General features: G+C 57.0%; 17 protein-coding genes and 2 pseudogenes. 12 read left to right on the plus strand and 7 right to left on the minus strand.

What is annotated here, in order from left to right:
• Positions 1-204: 204 nt before the first annotated feature.
• A pseudogene (locus tag ACMGGE_RS06575) lies at positions 205-525 on the plus strand (YybH family protein).
• Between the two features lie 43 nt (positions 526-568).
• On the opposite strand, the pseudogene ACMGGE_RS06580 reads toward ACMGGE_RS06575, so the two are convergent.
• Together ACMGGE_RS06580 and ACMGGE_RS06585 are read right to left on the minus strand one after the other, a co-directional pair.
• Positions 569-1,023, minus strand: a pseudogene (locus tag ACMGGE_RS06580) (hypothetical protein).
• A 398-nt stretch (positions 1,024-1,421) separates the two neighbouring features.
• The gene (locus tag ACMGGE_RS06585; RefSeq protein WP_223540393.1) at positions 1,422-1,925 is read right to left on the minus strand and encodes a winged helix-turn-helix transcriptional regulator; all 504 of its coding nucleotides are present in this window, start codon (positions 1,923-1,925) and stop codon (positions 1,422-1,424) included.
• Positions 1,926-1,986: 61 nt separating this feature from the next.
• Here ACMGGE_RS06585 and ACMGGE_RS06590 point away from each other — a divergent pair, with 61 nt between their 5' ends.
• Positions 1,987-2,223 (plus strand): tautomerase family protein, encoded by a 237-nt coding sequence (locus ACMGGE_RS06590; protein ID WP_032674674.1) that lies wholly within the window; start codon positions 1,987-1,989, stop codon positions 2,221-2,223.
• A gap of 65 nt (positions 2,224-2,288) precedes the next feature.
• Here the strand turns inward: ACMGGE_RS06590 and ACMGGE_RS06595 are convergent, their stop codons facing one another.
• Positions 2,289-3,173, minus strand: coding sequence for a LysR family transcriptional regulator (locus ACMGGE_RS06595; protein WP_023311521.1), 885 nt, complete (start codon positions 3,171-3,173; stop codon positions 2,289-2,291).
• A gap of 114 nt (positions 3,174-3,287) precedes the next feature.
• Here ACMGGE_RS06595 and ACMGGE_RS06600 point away from each other — a divergent pair, with 114 nt between their 5' ends.
• The 4 genes from ACMGGE_RS06600 to ACMGGE_RS06615 all read left to right on the plus strand — a co-directional run bounded on the left by ACMGGE_RS06600 (position 3,288) and on the right by ACMGGE_RS06615 (position 7,254).
• A complete protein-coding gene (locus tag ACMGGE_RS06600) occupies positions 3,288-4,415 on the plus strand; it encodes an alpha/beta hydrolase (RefSeq protein ID WP_252073386.1) in 1,128 nt (375 codons plus the stop codon).
• 49 nt (positions 4,416-4,464) lie between these two features.
• A complete protein-coding gene (locus tag ACMGGE_RS06605; protein ID WP_420293557.1) occupies positions 4,465-5,649 on the plus strand; it encodes an MFS transporter in 1,185 nt (394 codons plus the stop codon).
• An 84-nt stretch (positions 5,650-5,733) separates the two neighbouring features.
• Positions 5,734-6,357: a glutathione S-transferase family protein gene (locus tag ACMGGE_RS06610; RefSeq protein WP_420293558.1), complete on the plus strand. Its 624-nt coding sequence runs from the start codon at positions 5,734-5,736 to the stop codon at positions 6,355-6,357.
• A gap of 159 nt (positions 6,358-6,516) precedes the next feature.
• On the plus strand, positions 6,517-7,254 hold the full coding sequence (locus ACMGGE_RS06615; protein ID WP_063621503.1) for a YoaK family protein: 738 nt from the start codon (positions 6,517-6,519) through the stop codon (positions 7,252-7,254).
• On the opposite strand, the gene ACMGGE_RS06620 is transcribed toward ACMGGE_RS06615, so the two are convergent.
• Positions 7,204-7,653, minus strand: a complete 450-nt coding sequence (locus ACMGGE_RS06620) for a MerR family transcriptional regulator (protein WP_045910390.1) — start codon at positions 7,651-7,653, stop codon at positions 7,204-7,206. The genes ACMGGE_RS06615 and ACMGGE_RS06620 overlap by 51 nt on opposite strands.
• Before the next feature lie 91 nt (positions 7,654-7,744).
• On the opposite strand from ACMGGE_RS06620, the gene ACMGGE_RS06625 reads away from it, so the two are divergent.
• The 6 genes from ACMGGE_RS06625 to clcB all read left to right on the plus strand — a co-directional run bounded on the left by ACMGGE_RS06625 (position 7,745) and on the right by clcB (position 13,813).
• A complete protein-coding gene (locus tag ACMGGE_RS06625; RefSeq protein WP_045910389.1) occupies positions 7,745-8,692 on the plus strand; it encodes an NAD-dependent epimerase/dehydratase family protein in 948 nt (315 codons plus the stop codon).
• 276 nt (positions 8,693-8,968) lie between these two features.
• Positions 8,969-9,679, plus strand: a complete 711-nt coding sequence (gene osmY / locus ACMGGE_RS06630) for an osmoprotectant ABC transporter permease OsmY (protein WP_420293559.1) — start codon at positions 8,969-8,971, stop codon at positions 9,677-9,679.
• 18 nt (positions 9,680-9,697) lie between these two features.
• Positions 9,698-10,597 (plus strand): osmoprotectant ABC transporter substrate-binding protein OsmX, encoded by a 900-nt coding sequence (osmX, locus tag ACMGGE_RS06635; RefSeq protein ID WP_063621501.1) that lies wholly within the window; start codon positions 9,698-9,700, stop codon positions 10,595-10,597.
• An 8-nt stretch (positions 10,598-10,605) separates the two neighbouring features.
• Positions 10,606-11,253 (plus strand): osmoprotectant ABC transporter permease OsmW, encoded by a 648-nt coding sequence (gene osmW / locus ACMGGE_RS06640; protein WP_014169860.1) that lies wholly within the window; start codon positions 10,606-10,608, stop codon positions 11,251-11,253.
• Positions 11,253-12,401, plus strand: a complete 1,149-nt coding sequence (osmV, locus tag ACMGGE_RS06645; protein WP_063621500.1) for an osmoprotectant ABC transporter ATP-binding protein OsmV — start codon at positions 11,253-11,255, stop codon at positions 12,399-12,401. Before osmW ends, osmV begins: the two co-directional genes overlap by 1 nt.
• 101 nt (positions 12,402-12,502) lie before the next feature.
• A complete protein-coding gene (clcB, locus tag ACMGGE_RS06650) occupies positions 12,503-13,813 on the plus strand; it encodes a voltage-gated ClC-type chloride channel ClcB (protein WP_420293560.1) in 1,311 nt (436 codons plus the stop codon).
• Here the strand turns inward: clcB and bioD are convergent.
• The 3 genes from bioD to ACMGGE_RS06665 form a co-directional block, all read right to left on the minus strand.
• Positions 13,748-14,443, minus strand: a complete 696-nt coding sequence (gene bioD, locus ACMGGE_RS06655; protein WP_045910385.1) for a dethiobiotin synthase — start codon at positions 14,441-14,443, stop codon at positions 13,748-13,750. The two genes, clcB and bioD, sit on opposite strands and share 66 nt — an antisense overlap.
• Positions 14,444-14,573: 130 nt before the next feature.
• Positions 14,574-15,794 carry a sugar metabolism global transcriptional regulator Mlc gene (mlc, locus tag ACMGGE_RS06660; RefSeq protein ID WP_069719339.1) on the minus strand — a complete coding sequence of 407 codons (1,221 nt, stop codon included), beginning with the start codon at positions 15,792-15,794 and terminating at the stop codon, positions 14,574-14,576.
• Positions 15,795-15,888: 94 nt separating this feature from the next.
• Positions 15,889-16,821, minus strand: coding sequence for a LysR family transcriptional regulator (locus ACMGGE_RS06665; RefSeq protein WP_420293561.1), 933 nt, complete (start codon positions 16,819-16,821; stop codon positions 15,889-15,891).
• Positions 16,822-16,941: the final 120 nt, after the last annotated feature.

Here is a 16,941-nt window from a genome sequence, read left to right on the forward strand (position 1 = left end):
TATGATAATACTGGCGCAACCAGCTTATTGGCGCCGTTGTTCAACGCAGCCTGGTGGAAGTTACAGCAGGCTGCTTTGCGTTATCAACCATCGGAAATGATGTCCGCTGTTCGTTCACAGCAGACCTAACGTTATCTCCCCCCTCAACTTTCCCACAACACCCCGCCATAAAACCTAGTAGCTATACAAACACACCAGACTGTTATGTTAATACGCGTTACCCACTACAACGAGGAAACGCGCACGACCCCACATCCGCTACGCCAGATCATCGAATCCTGTGACCACGCCATCACCACCAAAAACTATGACGCCCTGATGGAATAGCAGGTGATCGAAGGCGGTGACAATGCCCTCGTTATCATGGAAACCGTTCTGCGTTTTCCTGATGGTCAGGGTGGAATAACGCAAATGTCGCGCCGCGCGACCTATGTTTTTCGGCTGGAAAGCGACGGTCGCTGGCTTTGTACTATCGACAACTCCTACGGCACGTCGCTTCTGGATACCGGGAACCGATCGCGTTAATCACGACTTCAAAGGGGCGCTGCCGCCCCTCCACGCCAGCCCCTTAATGCGCAGTAATGCGCGGCTCCTTCACAAACTCAGCCAGCAGCCACACCATATCGTGCAGCAGGCCCGTCAGCTCTTTCGCTACGTGAGCGGGTAGCGTTCCCCCATAACGGCTTGCGTCAGCGCCAGAACATAGTCCACCTGCGTTAAGGTGTCCTGCCAGCAGTCGGGCACGCAGGAGTTGGTTTTCTCACCCATGATCAACTGTTCAATCAGGTATGGCGGAAGATCGACATCACAGAGTTCACGCAGCCTGCGCAGAGCCTGAAGGAGACGCTCGCACAGCGCAGTACGGCTCGCGACATCATCGGTTTCGACCAGCACGCTCACCAGCGCGGCGCAGTTGTCGGCGACGTCAAAGAGATCGGCATCGGCCGGAAGCGGCCGGGAGAAAAGTTGCAGAATGACGTTTTCGTCAGATGGAAGGTAAGTCAGGGTTGGGATAGTCGCCATCGTAAGGCATCCTCAGTGTATAAATTGGGTGAACCACCCGATGAGTTCCTACGCTCGAGGGGGTAGCGCTGACAGAGGTAGGAATACCGCCCACAGAGAAAACGGCCAGCCTTGCGGCTGCTCCGTCAGCGCCACCGCAATTTTAACGAGATCGGCGCTGTCGCGACATATAAATATCGCTCTGTATATGCGGGTTCCTACGCCCGGTTGCGGATGTGCCGCAACGCAGGCACTTTACGACCGCGCCCCGTAGAGGAAAAGACATAACGCTGAATTTCATAAGGTTACTTTGCGGTTTGCGATGCGCCTTCCAGAATGACAACGCTGCCCTAAATTTTAAGGGTATCAATCACCGCTCTCGCTGGGCTTTGACTCCCGGCAGTCCTTCAACCGCAGCTTTAAGCGTCAGTATGGTCAGGCGCCTGGGGCATGGCGGCTAAGTATTGGCTGTCGTGAAACGTTAACCGAACGTTTTTAGGGTCAACGAACTTACCGTCGGCGGTAACATAGGCGCAATTCACCACTTCTCCACTTTCTTTGTCTGTTAACGCAATATGCGGTGCGTCGTGCAGTATGTTTTTATGACCCCACTCCATCAAAGAGAAAAGAATCGGCGCAAGGCTGCGGCTTTTGGCGGTGAGAACATACTCATACCGTTCACGCGCCCCTTCTTCCTGATAAGGGATTTTGCAAAGCAGGCCGAGTTCAGTCATTTTTTTTAACCGGTTCGCCAGCGTCTGCCTGGTGATTTTTGTATGATCACGTATTGTTTCAAAGCGTGTTACCCCATAAAACGCCTCTCTCAGAATCAACAAAACCCATTGATCGCCAAGAAGCTCAGCGGCCGCCGCTAACCCACAAAGCTCAGGTAATAAGTACGGTAATGATTTATTTTTTGACATCTCTTCGTTTGCCTCGTAACCTGAGTATGATTTAAAGACTCAGTTATTTAAGGAGAATACAATGCCCTTCGTAAATGTGCAAACCATTAAAGGAATTATGAATTCGGAGCAAAAAAAAGAACTGCTACGTCGTATGACTGACCTTATTGTTGAAATTGAGGGAAACGGCGATCCTGAATTCCGGCGTTCAGTATGGATCCGTATTGACGAGCATGAACCGGAACAGTGGAGTCTTGGGGGAATACAGCCCACATCTGAAATGATTGCTGCAAAATTTGCCTCACCACAGCGGTCCTGATTTATTTTTAGTCATAGCTCACCGGCGAGCAGTTTGAATGTCCGCTCTCGTGATGTTATGCAGCCCTAAATTTTCAGCGTATCGATCACAGCCCTCAGGGCAGGCGACACGTTGCGGTGCGGATAATAGAGATACAGCCCGTCCATGCGCAGGCTATAGCGCTGCAACACCCGGATAAGCGTTCCACGCTCCAGATCGTCAGCCACCAGCTCCACCGGGACATAGGCCAGCCCAAGCCCCAGCCGGGCGGCCTCGGCTTCCATGTAGCTGTCAGACAGCGCCCATTGCCCCTCTGGCCGATGGGTGATTTTTTTCCCGTCCTGCACCAGTTCCCACTGATAGTCACTACCGTCGGCAAACTGGTAGGCAATGCAGGGATGAGCCACTAAATCGGCTGGCGTCTGAGGAAAACCGTAGCGTCTGAAGTGTTCCGGGGCAGCCACCGCGGCCATTTCCATATCAGGCGTGATACGCACTGCAATCATTCCCTGCCCCACTTCCGGCCCCAGTCTGACACCCGCATCGAACCGCTCGGCGATAATGTCGACGAAGCGGCTTTCATTCATCAGTTCCAGCCTGATGTCCGGGTAACGCTGTTTAAAAATGGCGAGCTTTGGCAGAAGACATTTATCGATAGCGTGCTGGCTGGCATTAATACGCACCGTGCCGGACGGCGTCTGACGATAGTGTGCCAGGGTCGCCAGACCCGTATCGAGCGTATCGAATGCAGACTCGGCGGTCTGATAAAGCTGTTCCCCGGCATGGGTGAGCGAGAGCTTGCGCGTGGTGCGGACCAGAAGTTGAACGCCCAATCGCTCTTCCAGCTCGCGAACCGAGCGGCTGATCCCGGATTGCGCCAGCCCAAGCCGAAGCGCAGCCGCCGTGAAGCTCCCCTCCCGTACCACCTGCATGAACAGGTACAGCTCATTATAGTTTTCCCGTTTCGCCATCATCTCCACCCATTTATAACAATATGATATGAATCCTAGCAGCTTTCGCCCTCTAATCAGCACTATTCCTGCTAACTATAATGACCGCAACACAACAACCCAGGGTTCATTTCTATGAAAACATTTACCCAAAAACTGTCCGTTGCGATGCTGCTATGTGCATCATTAAGTGGAGTGACAACAATGAGTTATGCAGAAACCACCAACCCAAACGCGCCTGTTTCGATGGTGAGCACATGGGATAAAACCTTCGCCGAAAGTGACAAAGTCGATCACCGTAAAGTGACCTTCCAGAACCGATACGGGATCACTTTGGTAGGCGATCTGTATCTTCCCAAAAACCGCGGCGACCGCAAGCTGGCGGCGATTGCGGTCAGCGGGCCATTTGGCGCGGTCAAAGAGCAGTCCAGCGGCCTGTATGCGCAAACCCTGGCAGAAAATGGGTTTGTGACCCTGGCGTTCGACCCGTCGTATACGGGCGAAAGCGGTGGCCAGCCGCGCAACGTAGCGTCTCCGGATATCAACACCGAAGACTTTAGTGCGGCGGTGGACTTCCTCGGGTTGCAGAAAGAGGTTGATCGTAACCGCATTGGTATTCTCGGCATCTGCGGCTGGGGCGGTATGGCGCTCAACGCAGCATCCATGGACACCCGCGTGAAGGCGGTCGCCACCAGCGTGATGTATGACATGAGCCGGGCGATGGGCCACGGCGTGGGCGACGGGAAAGATCGCTATTCAACGTCTGACCGCCGTGCCGTTCTGCAGTATCTGAACGCACAGCGCTGGAAAGATGCTGAGAACGGAACCTTCGCGCACGGCGGCCATGACATTTATGTCGATGAGAACGGCAAGGTGACGGCAGCTGAACGTATTCTGCCGGAGGCGTTACCTGACAACCCGAATCCGGTACTCAAAGAGTTCTTTGACTACTACCGTATGCCGCGCGGCTTCCATGCGCGCTCCGTCAACTCCACCGGCGCGTGGACCGCGACCACGCCATTATCATTTATGAATATGCCGCTGCTGAGCTACGCCGGGGAAATTACTATCCCAACGCTTATCGTAACCGGTGAAAAGGCACACTCCCGCTACTTTGCTGAAGATGCGTTTAAAGCGGTCGGCAGCAAGCAGAAGGAACTGGTAATTGTTCCAGGCGCAAACCATGTCGATCTCTACGATAATGTTGCCGGGAAGATCCCCTTCGGCCAGTTTGAGCAGTTCTTCAAAACCAACCTGAAATAAACCTCTACGCCACCCGCCCTGTACGGGTGGCTCTTTGTGAAATCTGACTATGTCTACACTGAGCCGCACCACATCACAGAACACAGAGCATGCACACTGGAGTGGCGTTTTTGCCATGACCCTGTGCGTATTTGTCCTGATTGCCTCGGAATTTATGCCCGTCAGCCTGCTTACCCCCCTTGCCAGAGATTTGGGCGTTACGGAGGGTCTCGCTGGCCAGGGGATCGCGATTTCCGGCGCGCTGGCGGTGCTGACCAGCCTCTTCCTTTCCCGGCTTGCCGGGAATATAAACCGCAAACACCTTCTTCTGGGCATGACGCTCCTGATGGCGCTCTCGGGGATGATTATCGCTTTCGCCCCAAACTATCTGGTTTACATGGCAGGCCGCGCGCTGATCGGTATCGCTATAGGCGGGTTCTGGTCCATGTCTGCCGCAACGGCCATTCGCCTTGTTCCGCCGCATAAGGTTGCGCGCGCGCTGGCCATTTTCAACGGCGGTAACGCGCTGGCAACGGTGGTGGCCGCCCCGCTTGGCAGCTATCTTGGGGCCACTATTGGCTGGCGCGGCGCATTTCTTTGTCTGGTGCCCGTGGCGATAGTCGCGTTCATCTGGCAGTGTTTAAGCCTGCCTGACATGAACGCGCGTAAAAACGGTACATCACGAGGAAGTGTTTTTCGGTTATTCCGCCAGCCTGCCGTTTCCGTTGGTCTGCTGGCCTGCGGCCTGTTCTTTATGGGGCAGTTTGCGCTGTTTACCTATCTGCGCCCGTTCCTTGAAACCGTCACCCGGGTGAGCGGAGCCGGGCTGTCGCTGATTTTGCTCACCATAGGCGTTGCGGGTTTTGTGGGCACCCTTTTCGTTGCCCTGGTGCTTAATGCCGCGTTTTACATAACGCTGCTCGCGATCCCTCTACTGATGGCAGCCATCGCAGTCGCGTTGATTCTCGCCGGGCATAACGTGTGGATTGTGGCCCTGCTGTCAGGCCTATGGGGGATGCTGGCAACATCAGCGCCGACGGGGTGGTGGACGTGGATTGCGCGAACGCTGCCGAAGGATGCTGAAGCCGGCGGTGGACTGATGGTCGCGGTGATCCAGCTCGCCATTGCGCTCGGTTCAACGGCGGGCGGTATAGCGTTCGATCGTTATAGCTGGCAGAGCACGTTTGCCCTGAGTGGCATCGTGCTCATCTGTGCGGCAGCGCTAACGTTTCTGCTTTCGCGTCTTCACAAATAACGCACCGGATGATTTTTTGACGCTTTTCTTCACCGTTCGTGTATTGTTTTTAAACAATAACATCCCTTAAAGGACACCTGCGCAATGATCCGCATCCTCGGCAAAACCACCTCCATCAACGTTCGTAAAGTACTCTGGACCTGCGAAGAAGCGGGCATCGCGTATCAACAGGAAGATTACGGCAGCGGTTTCGCCTCGACGGAAACGGATGCCTTCCGCGCCCTGAACCCCAACGCCATGGTGCCGGTGCTGATTGACGGTGATTTCGTGCTGTGGGAGTCCAATTCCATCTGCCGTTATCTGGCGCGCAAGGCCGAACGTCACGATCTGCTGCCCGCAGAACCGCAGGCCTGTGCCAACGTTGAGCGCTGGATGGACTGGCAGGCCACTGAATTTAACAACGCCTGGCGCTATGTCTTCCCGGCGCTGGGGCGTAAAAACCCGGACTTTAACGACCCCGAGCGCATTGCGGCAGGAATCAAAGAGTGGAACCATTGCATCACCATCTTGGAAAACCAGTTACAGCGCACCGGGGCCTTTGCGGCGGGCAAGACGTTTACCCTCGCGGACGTGGTGCTTGGGCTGTCGGTGAATCGCTGGAAAATGACGCCGTTTGATAAGCCAGACGTGCCCGCCATTGAGGCCTGGTTCGAGCGCCTTAACCAGCGTCCGGCATTTTTGCGTCACGGCAATAACGGCATGGTGTAAATCTTAATGACTGAATGAATACCGCAACGAGGCTGTTTTTTTTAATTACGAAACCCTGATTGTCGTCAGACGGAATAATAATTAAGCCATATCCTGGACAGCCCGTTGCACCGCTTTGCTAGCCTGAATAGTCAGGCAAAGCTCAACCCGGAGGTATTCTTGCTGATTAAACTCAAGAAAGAACGAACGCATCAGGAGGATCGCCGGCTTGCTCTCTGGCTGGCGACTTCAGCAGGTTTGCTGAACGCCATCGCCCTCGGGGCATTTGGTTTTTTCCCCTCACACATGACCGGCAACACCTCACAGTTATCCAGCGAAGTTTCTTCTACCGATCTGAGCGATATTATTTTCTTCGGCTCGATAATTCTCTCTTTTGTGGCTGGCGCCATTATTGCGCGCACGATCGTCATATGGGGTATTATCCATAACGTCAGGCTGGTTTTTTGCCAGATTCTTTTTGTCGAGGGGATATTACTGACCGGCGTTTCCTTCTACGAAATGTATTTCCATGCGCTCACCAGCAATCGCGAGATTATTCTTTTTCTCTGCTTTCTGATGGGCATTCATAATTCCACCTCCACGCAGCTTTCCGGCGGACGGGTAAGATCGACGCACATTACCGGTACGTTAACGGACGCGGGGATTTCCCTGGCCTCCGTCATGGTGGCGATGCTTCGCCGGGATTACTCCAAAGATACGGCGGCGCAAAAAAGTCAGCTAAAAACCCACTTAACCACCCTGTTTTCGTTCATTACGGGCGGTATTGCGGGGCTGCTGCTGTTCAGATGGATTGGCTTCAACGCCATGCTGGCGCTGGGTGTGATGCTCGCGTTTGTCGCCACCGTCTCAATTATCACCGTCTCGTCGCGGGTTCGACGGGTTCGCGCTGGCGTCTGAGGGTTGCAACTGCCCCAGCAGGCGCTGCATGTTGTCATCACAGGTGATGCCCTCCGGCCTGTGGGTGATACTCGTGACCAGGTCCAGCAGCTCCCTTCGGTTTTCCTCCAGCTGCTTCTGCATCGCCTCTATTTCAGCAATGCGTGTCTTCAGGGACTGGATCAGTCCCTCATGATCCCAGCGCTGTTGCGGCTGCGGCAAGAAGCGCCGTATTTGCTCAAGGGTGAACCCGGTCCGTTGTGCATTGTCGATAATGTTCAGCAGCGCAACCGCATCAGCGGAATAGGTACGGTACCCGTTCCCCTGCCTGACGGGTCGCGGCAGTAAGCCTTCCGCCTCATAAAACCGAATGCGCGACGGGGTAATTCCCGTCATTTTCGACAGCTCGCCAATTTTCATTTCGTCCGCTCTGGCATATTGACCTTAAAGTTAACTTTAAGCTTAAACTTTTTATGCGGTCAACCGGATCGTCATCTCATCAGGAGCTAAAATGCACACTATTCTGGGCGCCAGCGGGCAAATTGCCCGTGAACTTGCCCGCGAGCTTAAACGCGAATATACCGACGAGATCAGGCTGGTCAGCCGCCATCCGCAGAAAGTCAACGCCAGCGATAGCACGGTTGCAGCCGATCTCCTGGATGCGCAGCAGACGCAGGTGGCGATTAACGGTAGCGATACGGTCTATTTTACCGCCGGTCTGCCGCCTGATTCCGCGCTGTGGGAGCGTCATTTTCCGACCATGCTGGACAATGCCCTGGAGGCCACGCGTAAGGCGGGGGCAAAATTCGTCTATTTCGACAACACCTATATGTACCCCCAGAGTAACGTGCCGCAAACCGAAGAGACGCGCTTTGCGCCCCGGGGGCGGAAAGGCCACGTGCGCGCCCTGATGGCAAACCGGGTGCTTGACGAAATGCAACGGGGCGACATTCCCGTCCTCATCGGTCGGGCGCCGGAGTTTTACGGGCCTGAGAAAACGCAGAGCTTCACCAATACGCTCATTATCGACAGGCTGAAGCAGCATAAGCGTCCGCGCGTTCCGGTGCGTGACGACACGCTTCGCACCCTCATCTGGACGCCGGATGCCAGTCGCGCGCTCGCTCTGCTGGGCAATACCCCTGAGGCCTACGGGCAGACGTGGCACTTGCCCTGCTGCGATGAAAGGCTGACGTACCAGCAGTTCGTCACTCTCGCCTGTGAGGTCTTTGGACAGCCAGCGGACTACTCCGTCCTCGGCAAGTTGGCCTTCGCCGCGACGGCGCTGTTTTCGCAAGGCGCGCGCGAAATGCGCGAGCTGTTGCCCCGGTACGAGGCTGACAACCTGTTTGATTCGACGAAGTTTAAAGAGCATTTCCCTGCGTTCACCGTTACGTCATACCGGAAGGGACTCGAGAACATCTGGCAAGAGTGGAAATCAAAAGAGCCCGGTGCAGCGTAATTACGGCGCCGCGTCACCGGGAATGCGGTGTATTATTCGTGACAACGTCACATTCAAATCTCTTCTTTAGGACTATTCTGCCCGCCCCACAATCAGGCCTTACGCCATAAGGCCTGACCTCAGGTTGCCACTAGTTTCATAGGGTTACTGATTTTCCCCCTTCGCTGGAACCCTTCCCAAACGCTTGCTATAGGTCATCTACCCCTGCCGAAACATGGCATAACAACAGGCAACCGGTGGTTGCTATAACGCATGCGCACAGGGAGACACACCGCAATGCACCCATTACTCAAACGTTCGCTGCTGTTTGTCGGCGCCATTATCGTGGTTCTCGCCCTCCTCGTCTGGGGGATCGGGCTGGAGACCCTCAGAGCGCGACAGGTTGACCTGATCTATCTCGGGCAACAGCATATGATTCTGGTTTTCTCATCAATGTTCTTTGCCCTGCTGGTGGGTATTCCGGCTGGCATTCTGCTGAGCCGCCCGGCCGCGCGGGGTATCGCTGAATATGTGATGCAAATCTTCAACGTCGGCAATACGCTGCCACCGCTGGCCGTGCTAGCCCTGGCGATGGTGGTGATCGGCATCGGCGATACGCCCGCCATCATCGCCCTGTTCCTCGCCTCGCTGTTGCCGATCGTGCGTAATACCTATGCCGGGCTGTGCTCGGTCCCGCCGTCGCTGCTGGAAGCGGCAAACGGCATCGGGATGACCAAATGGCAGCGTCTGCGCCAGGTTGAGCTGCCTGCCGCCTGGCCGGTTATGCTCTCAGGGATCCGCATCGCCACCGCCATTAACGTCGGTACCGCACCGCTGGCGTTCCTGATTGGTGCCAGCAGCTACGGCGAGCTGATTTTCCCCGGCATTTATCTGAACGATTTCCCGACCCTGATCCTCGGCGCGGCGGCTACCGCCCTGTTCGCACTGATCCTCGATACCCTGCTGGCGGCGCTGGGTCGCATGATGAGTCCCCATCTCGCTCGATAACAATAACAAGGAGCTTTTATGAGACTGTTTTCCGGCCTGACGGCGCTGTGTGCAGCGGTGCTGTTCACCAGCCAGACGATGGCGGCCCCGCTGATTCTGGCAACCAAGAGCTTTACCGAGCAGCATATTCTCTCGGCGATGACCGTGCAGTACCTGCAAAAGAAAGGATTCCAGGTTCAGCCGCAAACCAATATCGCCACGGTGATTTCCCGTAACGCGATGATCAACAAACAGATTGATATGACCTGGGAGTACACCGGCACGTCATTAATCATCTTTAACCACATCAACAAGCGCATGTCGCCAGAGGAATCTTACGAGACGGTGAAACGCCTGGACGCGAAGCACGGTCTGGTCTGGCTCAAGCCCGCCGACATGAACAACACCTATGCGTTCGCCATGCAGCGCAAGCGCGCCGAGGCGGAACATATCAACACCATGTCGGACATGGTGGCGAAGATTGAGCAGATCCGTAAAACCAACCCGGACAAAAACTGGCTGCTGGGCTTAGACCTTGAATTTGCCGGGCGCAGCGACGGCATGAAGCCGCTTCAGGCCGCCTATAAGATGGACCTGGACCGCCCGCAGATCCGTCAGATGGACCCCGGACTGGTCTATAACGCGGTGCGTGACGGCTTCGTCGACGCAGGGCTGATTTATACCACCGACGGGCGCGTGAAAGGCTTCGACCTCAAGGTGCTGGAAGACGATAAAGGCTTCTTCCCGAGCTATGCGGTCACCCCGGTGGTCCGTAAGGACACGCTGGAGGCCAATCCGGGCCTTGAAGAGGCGCTGAACACCCTCTCTGCCCAGCTCAACAACGACGTTATCACCGAACTGAACAAGAAGGTGGATATCGACCATCAGTCACCGCAGCAGGTCGCCCGTGATTTCCTGCGTAGCAAACAGCTGCTGTAGGAGGCGCTATGGAGACGATTCACTACATTCTGGACAACTGGGACTACCTGTTAACCCTGACGCTGCAGCATCTGTGGCTGGTGGCGCTGGCCGTGGGCTTAGCCATTCTCATCGGCGTACCGCTGGGCATTCTGATTGTTCGCCACAAGTGGCTGGCAACGCCGGTGCTGGGGATTGCCACCATCGTGCTGACCATTCCGTCAATTGCGCTGTTTGGCCTGATGATCCCGCTCTTTTCGCTGATCGGTCAGGGGATTGGCGCCCTGCCCGCGATCACGGCGGTGTTTCTCTACTCGCTGCTGCCGATTGTGCGTAACACCCATACGGCGCTCGACAGCCTGCCGCCTGGCCTGCGTGAAGCCGGACGCGGCATCGGCATGACCTTCTGGCAGCGCCTGCGCTGGGTCGAAATCCCGATGGCGCTGCCGGTGATTTTCGGCGGGATCCGCACCGCCGTGGTGATGAACATCGGCGTGATGGCGATTGCCGCGGTGATCGGCGCGGGCGGTCTGGGCCTGCTGCTGCTCAACGGCATCGGCGGAAGTGATATCCGCATGTTGATCGCGGGCGCGCTGATGATTTGTCTTTTAGCGATTGTGCTCGACTGGCTGCTGCACCGTCTGCAGGTGGTTCTGACTCCAAAGGGGATTCGATAATGATAAAACTGCAAAATCTCACCAAACACTTTTCACAGAAGCACGGCCAGACCTTTAAGGCCGTCGACAACGTCAACCTGAACGTACCCGAAGGGGAAATGTGCGTCCTGCTCGGCCCGTCCGGCTGCGGGAAGACCACCACCCTGAAGATGATCAACCGCCTCATTACCCCAAGCAGCGGGACGATCCTGATTAACGGCGAAGACACCAGCGGGATGGACACCGTCACCCTGCGCCGCAACATCGGCTATGTGATCCAGCAGATTGGCCTGTTCCCGAACATGACCATCGAAGAGAACATTACCGTCGTGCCGCGCATGCTGGGCTGGGATAAAGCGCGCTGCAAAACCCGCGCCGAAGAGCTGATGGATATGGTGGCGCTGGATCCGCATAAGTTCCTGAATCGCTATCCGCGTGAGATGTCCGGCGGCCAGCAGCAGCGCATCGGCGTGATCCGCGCCCTGGCGGCGGATCCTCCGGTACTGCTGATGGATGAACCCTTCGGCGCGGTGGACCCGATCAACCGCGAGGTGATCCAGAACCAGTTCCTGGAGATGCAGCGCAAGCTGAAAAAAACCGTCATGCTGGTGAGCCACGATATCGATGAGGCCCTGAAGCTGGGTGACCGTATTGCGGTGTTCCGTCAGGGGAAAATCGTGCAATGTGCCAGCCCGGATGAACTGCTGGCGAAACCGGCGAACGAGTTTGTCGGCTCGTTTGTCGGTCAGGACCGCACGCTGAAGCGCCTGCTGCTGGTCTCGGCGGGCGACGTCACCGACCAGCAGCCGACCATTACGGTGCGGGGCTCTACTCCGCTCCCTGAAGCCTTTGCGACCATGGATGATAACGATATTCGCGCGATTACCGTGGTTGACGAGCACGGCAAACCGCTGGGCTTTGTGAAGCGTCGCGAAGCGCGTAATGCCAGCGGGACCTGCGCCGACATCCTGCATCCGTTCCGCATGACTGGTAAAGCGGAAGACAACCTGCGCGTGGTCCTGTCACGCCTGTATGAGAGCAACACCAGCTGGATGCCGATCGTGGATGAGGACGGTCGCTACAACGGCGAGATTTCTCAGGACTATATTGCCGAGTATCTCAGTTCAGGGCGTACGCGCCGGGCGCTGAATATTCATAGCGACAGTTAATCTTTCAGGCCGGGCATTGCCCGGCTTTTCGCACGCATACCTTTTGCTAACCCCGCGATTTCCCGCCACAATATTGTATCGTCCCCGTTTACTCGCGACCCATGCAACGTCTTCATACGTACCCCGACATCCGCGCGATGTTTCGCCGACTGCTGATTGCCACCGTCACCGGCGTGCTGGCCGCGCTGGCCGTTGCAGTATTCCGCCACAGCATGTACCTGCTGGAGTGGCTGCTTCTCAGCAACGACAGCGGCAGCCTGGTGAATGCCGCCGCCTCGCTCTCACCCTGGCGGCGCGCGCTGACGCCCGCGCTGGGCGGGCTGGCTGCTGGACTGTTGCTCTGGGGATGGCAACGGCTGACCGCCCAGCGGCCTCATGCACCCACCGATTATATGGAAGCGCTGGAGACCGGCGACGGTCAGTTTGATTACGGCGCCAGCCTGGTGAAATCCCTTGCCTCGTTGCTGGTCGTCGCCAGTGGAAGCGCCATCGGGCGTGAAGGGGCGATGATCCTGCTTGCTGCCCTCGCCGCCTCCTTTTTTGCCCGGCGCTTTACGCCCAAATCTGAATGGAAGTTATGGATCGCCTGCGGCGCCGCGGCCGGGATGGCCAGCGCCTACCATGCTCCGTTAGCCGGAAGCCTTTTCATTGCGGAGATTCTGTTTGGCACCCTGATGCTGGCCTCGCTCGGGCCCGTGGTTATCGCGGCGGTGGTGGCGCTTCTCACCACGCAGCTCCTGGCACCGGGTGCCGGCACGCTCTACGCGGTCCATCTGAGCGGCATCCTCACCGCGGCCGATTATGCCCTGCTGGCCGCGATGGGGCTGGTGGCGGGTCTCTGCGGGCCGCTGCTGATGTGGCTGATGGCGTTCAGCCACGGTCTTTTCCTGCGCCTCAAACTTTCGCCGCCGTGGCAGCTGGCGCTCGGCGGTGCGATCGTCGGGCTGCTGTCTCTTCTGACGCCGAAGGTATGGGGGAACGGCTACAGCGTGGTGCAGGCTTTTCTGCTCGCGCCGCCGCTGCTGTCGGTGATTGCCGGGGTGTTCATCTGTAAATTGCTGGCAGTACTGGCGAGCAGCGGGTCGGGCGCGCCGGGCGGCGTGTTCACGCCGACGCTGTTTGTTGGCATGGCGACAGGCATGCTGTTTGCTCAACTTTTCGCGCTGTGGCTGCCGGGTTCTGAGACGGTAATTTTGCTGGGGCTGGCAGGGATGGCGACACTACTCGCCGCGACCACGCATGCGCCCATTATGTCGGCGCTGATGGTCTGTGAAATGACCGGACAGTATTTTTTACTGCCCGGTTTGCTGGTCGCCTGCGTGCTGGCGTCCGTGCTGTCGCGGACGTTACGCCACGACTCTGTCTACGGTCAACACGCCACCGAGGGCAGAGAGATCGATGTACTGCGCTAGCTCGCGCTGCTCGGCGCGAGGCAGATAAGGCAGCTCACCCACCAGCGGTCCGGGCAGTTTAGCGCTCAGCACGTCGATGATCTCTGCATAGTGCGCGAGGCCCGGGTTGATGCGGTTGGCCACCCAGCCCATCAGCGGCAGGCCGTCATTGGCAATCGCCTGCGCCGTCAGCAGCGCGTGGTTGATGCACCCTTCCTGGATCCCCACCACCATCACCACCGGAAGCTGTTCCTGCACCACCCATTCCGACAGCGGGCGCAGGTCGTTCATCAGGCTGCGCCAGCCGCCCGTCCCTTCGACCACTACGTGATCCACCTTCTCGCTCAGATTCGCCAGGCCGTCGGACAACAGGGGATAGTTAATCAGGCCGCTGTGCGCCACGCTGCTCTCCTCTTCGCTTAACGCGATGGGATTGACCGCATGATAAGGCAACTCCAGTGACGAGACGCTTTGCAGCACCAGGGCGTCTTTATTACGCAATCCCTCTGGCGTCTCTTTACTCCCTTTTGCGACCGGTTTGTACCCTGCCACGCGTTTACCGCTTGCTGCCAGCGCCTGCAGCAATGCGCGGGATACGACGGTCTTGCCGACAGAGGTATCAGTACCAGTAACAAAGAAACGCTTAAGCATGACTCACTCCACCTCTTGGGTATGCTTCGAAAATATAAACCAGGTAAATAATTCAGTGGAGGAAGTCTACGGGATGCGTGCGCTACCCGGCTTGAGATAGCGCAATTTTTCTTACATCTGCGGAAAAGAGTTAGCCCTGTAACAGGCGGATCAACAGCGAGCCGTTATACATGGCATCTTTGACCAGCGCCGCGCCGGCCATCGTGCCCTGATTGGAAAACTGGGTGCTTTCTACCGCAATGTTCCGACTGTAGGCGGGAAGCGACTGCTGCTGAATACAGGCCGTAATCGCCGGGAAGAGGATCTCTGCCGCCTGGCTGAGCGGTGAGCCAATGAGGATTTTTTGCGGGTTGAAGAGGTTCACCATAATCGCCAGAATGCGGCCAACGTTATTCCCCACCCCGGTAATAATGTCCTTCGCCAGCAGATCGCCCTGACGCGCGGCGGCGCAGAGAGAATCCACCGTTAAGGGCTGTCCGTGCAGCGAGGAGCTCATGGACTGGCTGAGCCTGACCTGCGCCAGCTCCAGCACGCTTTCCACGCTGGCAATGGTCTCCAGACAGCCGTGGTTGCCGCAGTAGCAGCGCTTGCCGTACGGGTCGACCTGGGTATGGCCAATTTCCACCAGGCTGCTGCTTCCGGCGTGGAGAAGACGTCCGTCGGTGATCACCCCCGCGCCGACGTTATGATCGATAACCACCTGAATCACATCCCGCGCGCCGCGGGATGCGCCGAAGAGCGCCTCCGCCATCGTCCAGGCGCTGATGTCATGCTGAATGTAGACCGGCACGCCGGTATGGTTTTTCAGCACCTCTCCCAGCGGCATCTCTTTGACATCGTCATAAAACGGCATGCGGTGGACAATACCATTTTCGGTATCAATAATGCCCGGCATGGTGATGGCAATCGCCGTTAAGCGTTCAAGCTTCTGCTGATGGCGGATAAAGAAGCGATCGATGTGCGAGACAATCGCCTCGAGGAGCGATTCCTCGGCGTTGAGCGGCAGTTCAAGACGGTCCTCCACCACCAGCTTGCTGCTCAGATCGCGCAGCGCAAGGAAGATTTCGCCGCGGCTGATGCGCAGCGACAGGTAGTGCCAGGCTTCCGTTTCCACCACCAGCCCGACTGCCGGACGGCCACGGCTGCCCGGCTCCTGAATTTCCGTCTCCTGAACCAGGTGCGCTTCCAGCATCTCGCGAACAATCTTGGTGATACTGGCGGGTGCCAGCTGTGCCAGGCGCGAAAGATCGATACGCGAAACCGGACCAAGCTGATCGATCAGGCGATATACCGCGCCAGCGTTGGTCTGCTTAATCTGATCAATGTGCCCTGGCTGACTATCAGCGACCACCTCGTACTCCCTTATTTTCGAGCTTCGAAATAAACTGTTGGCTATGGTGAAGCACTTGCATGGCTGCCGTCAAATATTTACTTAGCCATGTGATTTACTGCACATTTTTGCCCACTTTTCCCTGAAAATAGCCCCCGGCGGAGGCGTTCATCAACTGCTGTTTGAAGCGCTGTGCGGCATGGCTCTGTTCGCGATGTTTTGCCCAGACCAGCCACATCTCTGAAACGGCATCCCCTTCGGCGATGGTCACCCAGCGCATTTCGCGCAATTGTACCCGTTTAAAGGAGGCAGGAAGAATAGAGACGCCCAGCCCGGCGGCGACCAGCCCGATAATGGTCATCGCCTCCCCGACTTCCTGGGTAATGACCGGGGCAAGATCGTAGCGGCGCATCAGCCCCAGGATATCGTCATACAGACCCGTTCCGACCTGCGGATCAAAAAAGACAAACGGCTCTTTTGCCAACTCTGCCAGCGACACCGTCGGACGCGACGCCAGCGGGTGATCGTGTGGGATCATGGCCATCAGCGGCTCGCGCAGGATCACCTCCCACGCCAGCGAGTCCGGCAGCTGGGTATTACGCATCAGCCCCAAATCCAGCGAGCCTTCATTTAGCGGCGCAATCTGCTCGCGGGTATTGATCTCGCGCGTCTGAATATGAACATCCGGGAAATGGCGGCGAAATGACGACAGCGTTTCCGAGACGGCGCTGATAAACGGCGCGGACGAGGTAAACCCGATGCGCAGCTCTCCGGCCTCCCCGAGATACAGCCGTTCTGCCCGAGCGGCGGCGTCCTCAACCATGCTCAGAATTTGTCGGCTGTCGATGAGAAATTGCTTGCCCGCCGCCGTCAGGCTCACACTGCGGTTGGTGCGGGCCAGCAGGCGCGCCCCGACCTGCTGCTCCAGGATCTGAATCTGCTGGCTTAACGGGGGTTGAGAGATATTCAGCCGTGCCGCCGCGCGGCCAAAATGCAGCTCTTCGGCGACGGCGACAAAATAGCGAAGATGACGCAGCTCGATATTCATATTTCTAAAGTATCATTTGAGATTATTAATATATTAGACAGAATATTTACATTTTCCTACCCTGAAGAGGTGGTCATACCCGTCACCAGAAATCACGGGGATGTTTAAGCAAGGAAACTG

Origin of the sequence: Enterobacter sp. BNK-22 (genome assembly GCF_048684805.1) — a bacterium.
Taxonomy (GTDB): Bacteria; Pseudomonadota; Gammaproteobacteria; order Enterobacterales; family Enterobacteriaceae; genus Enterobacter; species Enterobacter quasiroggenkampii.

Bases quoted from the DNA above. Each gene is read 5' to 3' on its own strand.
- ACMGGE_RS06620 (WP_045910390.1), bottom strand. From the start codon at position 7,653: ATGAAAATTGGCGAGCTGTCGAAAATGACGGGAATTACCCCGTCGCGC.
- ACMGGE_RS06595 (WP_023311521.1), bottom strand. From the start codon at position 3,173: ATGGCGAAACGGGAAAACTATAATGAGCTGTACCTGTTCATGCAGGTG.
- osmV (WP_063621500.1), top strand. From the start codon at position 11,253: ATGATAAAACTGCAAAATCTCACCAAACACTTTTCACAGAAGCACGGC.
- osmX (WP_063621501.1), top strand. From the start codon at position 9,698: ATGAGACTGTTTTCCGGCCTGACGGCGCTGTGTGCAGCGGTGCTGTTC.
- ACMGGE_RS06600 (WP_252073386.1), top strand. From the start codon at position 3,288: ATGAAAACATTTACCCAAAAACTGTCCGTTGCGATGCTGCTATGTGCA.
- bioD (WP_045910385.1), bottom strand. From the start codon at position 14,443: ATGCTTAAGCGTTTCTTTGTTACTGGTACTGATACCTCTGTCGGCAAG.
- osmW (WP_014169860.1), top strand. From the start codon at position 10,606: ATGGAGACGATTCACTACATTCTGGACAACTGGGACTACCTGTTAACC.
- ACMGGE_RS06625 (WP_045910389.1), top strand. From the start codon at position 7,745: ATGCACACTATTCTGGGCGCCAGCGGGCAAATTGCCCGTGAACTTGCC.
- ACMGGE_RS06605 (WP_420293557.1), top strand. From the start codon at position 4,465: ATGTCTACACTGAGCCGCACCACATCACAGAACACAGAGCATGCACAC.
- ACMGGE_RS06590 (WP_032674674.1), top strand. From the start codon at position 1,987: ATGCCCTTCGTAAATGTGCAAACCATTAAAGGAATTATGAATTCGGAG.
- ACMGGE_RS06610 (WP_420293558.1), top strand. From the start codon at position 5,734: ATGATCCGCATCCTCGGCAAAACCACCTCCATCAACGTTCGTAAAGTA.
- ACMGGE_RS06665 (WP_420293561.1), bottom strand. From the start codon at position 16,821: ATGAATATCGAGCTGCGTCATCTTCGCTATTTTGTCGCCGTCGCCGAA.
- clcB (WP_420293560.1), top strand. From the start codon at position 12,503: ATGCAACGTCTTCATACGTACCCCGACATCCGCGCGATGTTTCGCCGA.
- ACMGGE_RS06585 (WP_223540393.1), bottom strand. From the start codon at position 1,925: ATGTCAAAAAATAAATCATTACCGTACTTATTACCTGAGCTTTGTGGG.
- osmY (WP_420293559.1), top strand. From the start codon at position 8,969: ATGCACCCATTACTCAAACGTTCGCTGCTGTTTGTCGGCGCCATTATC.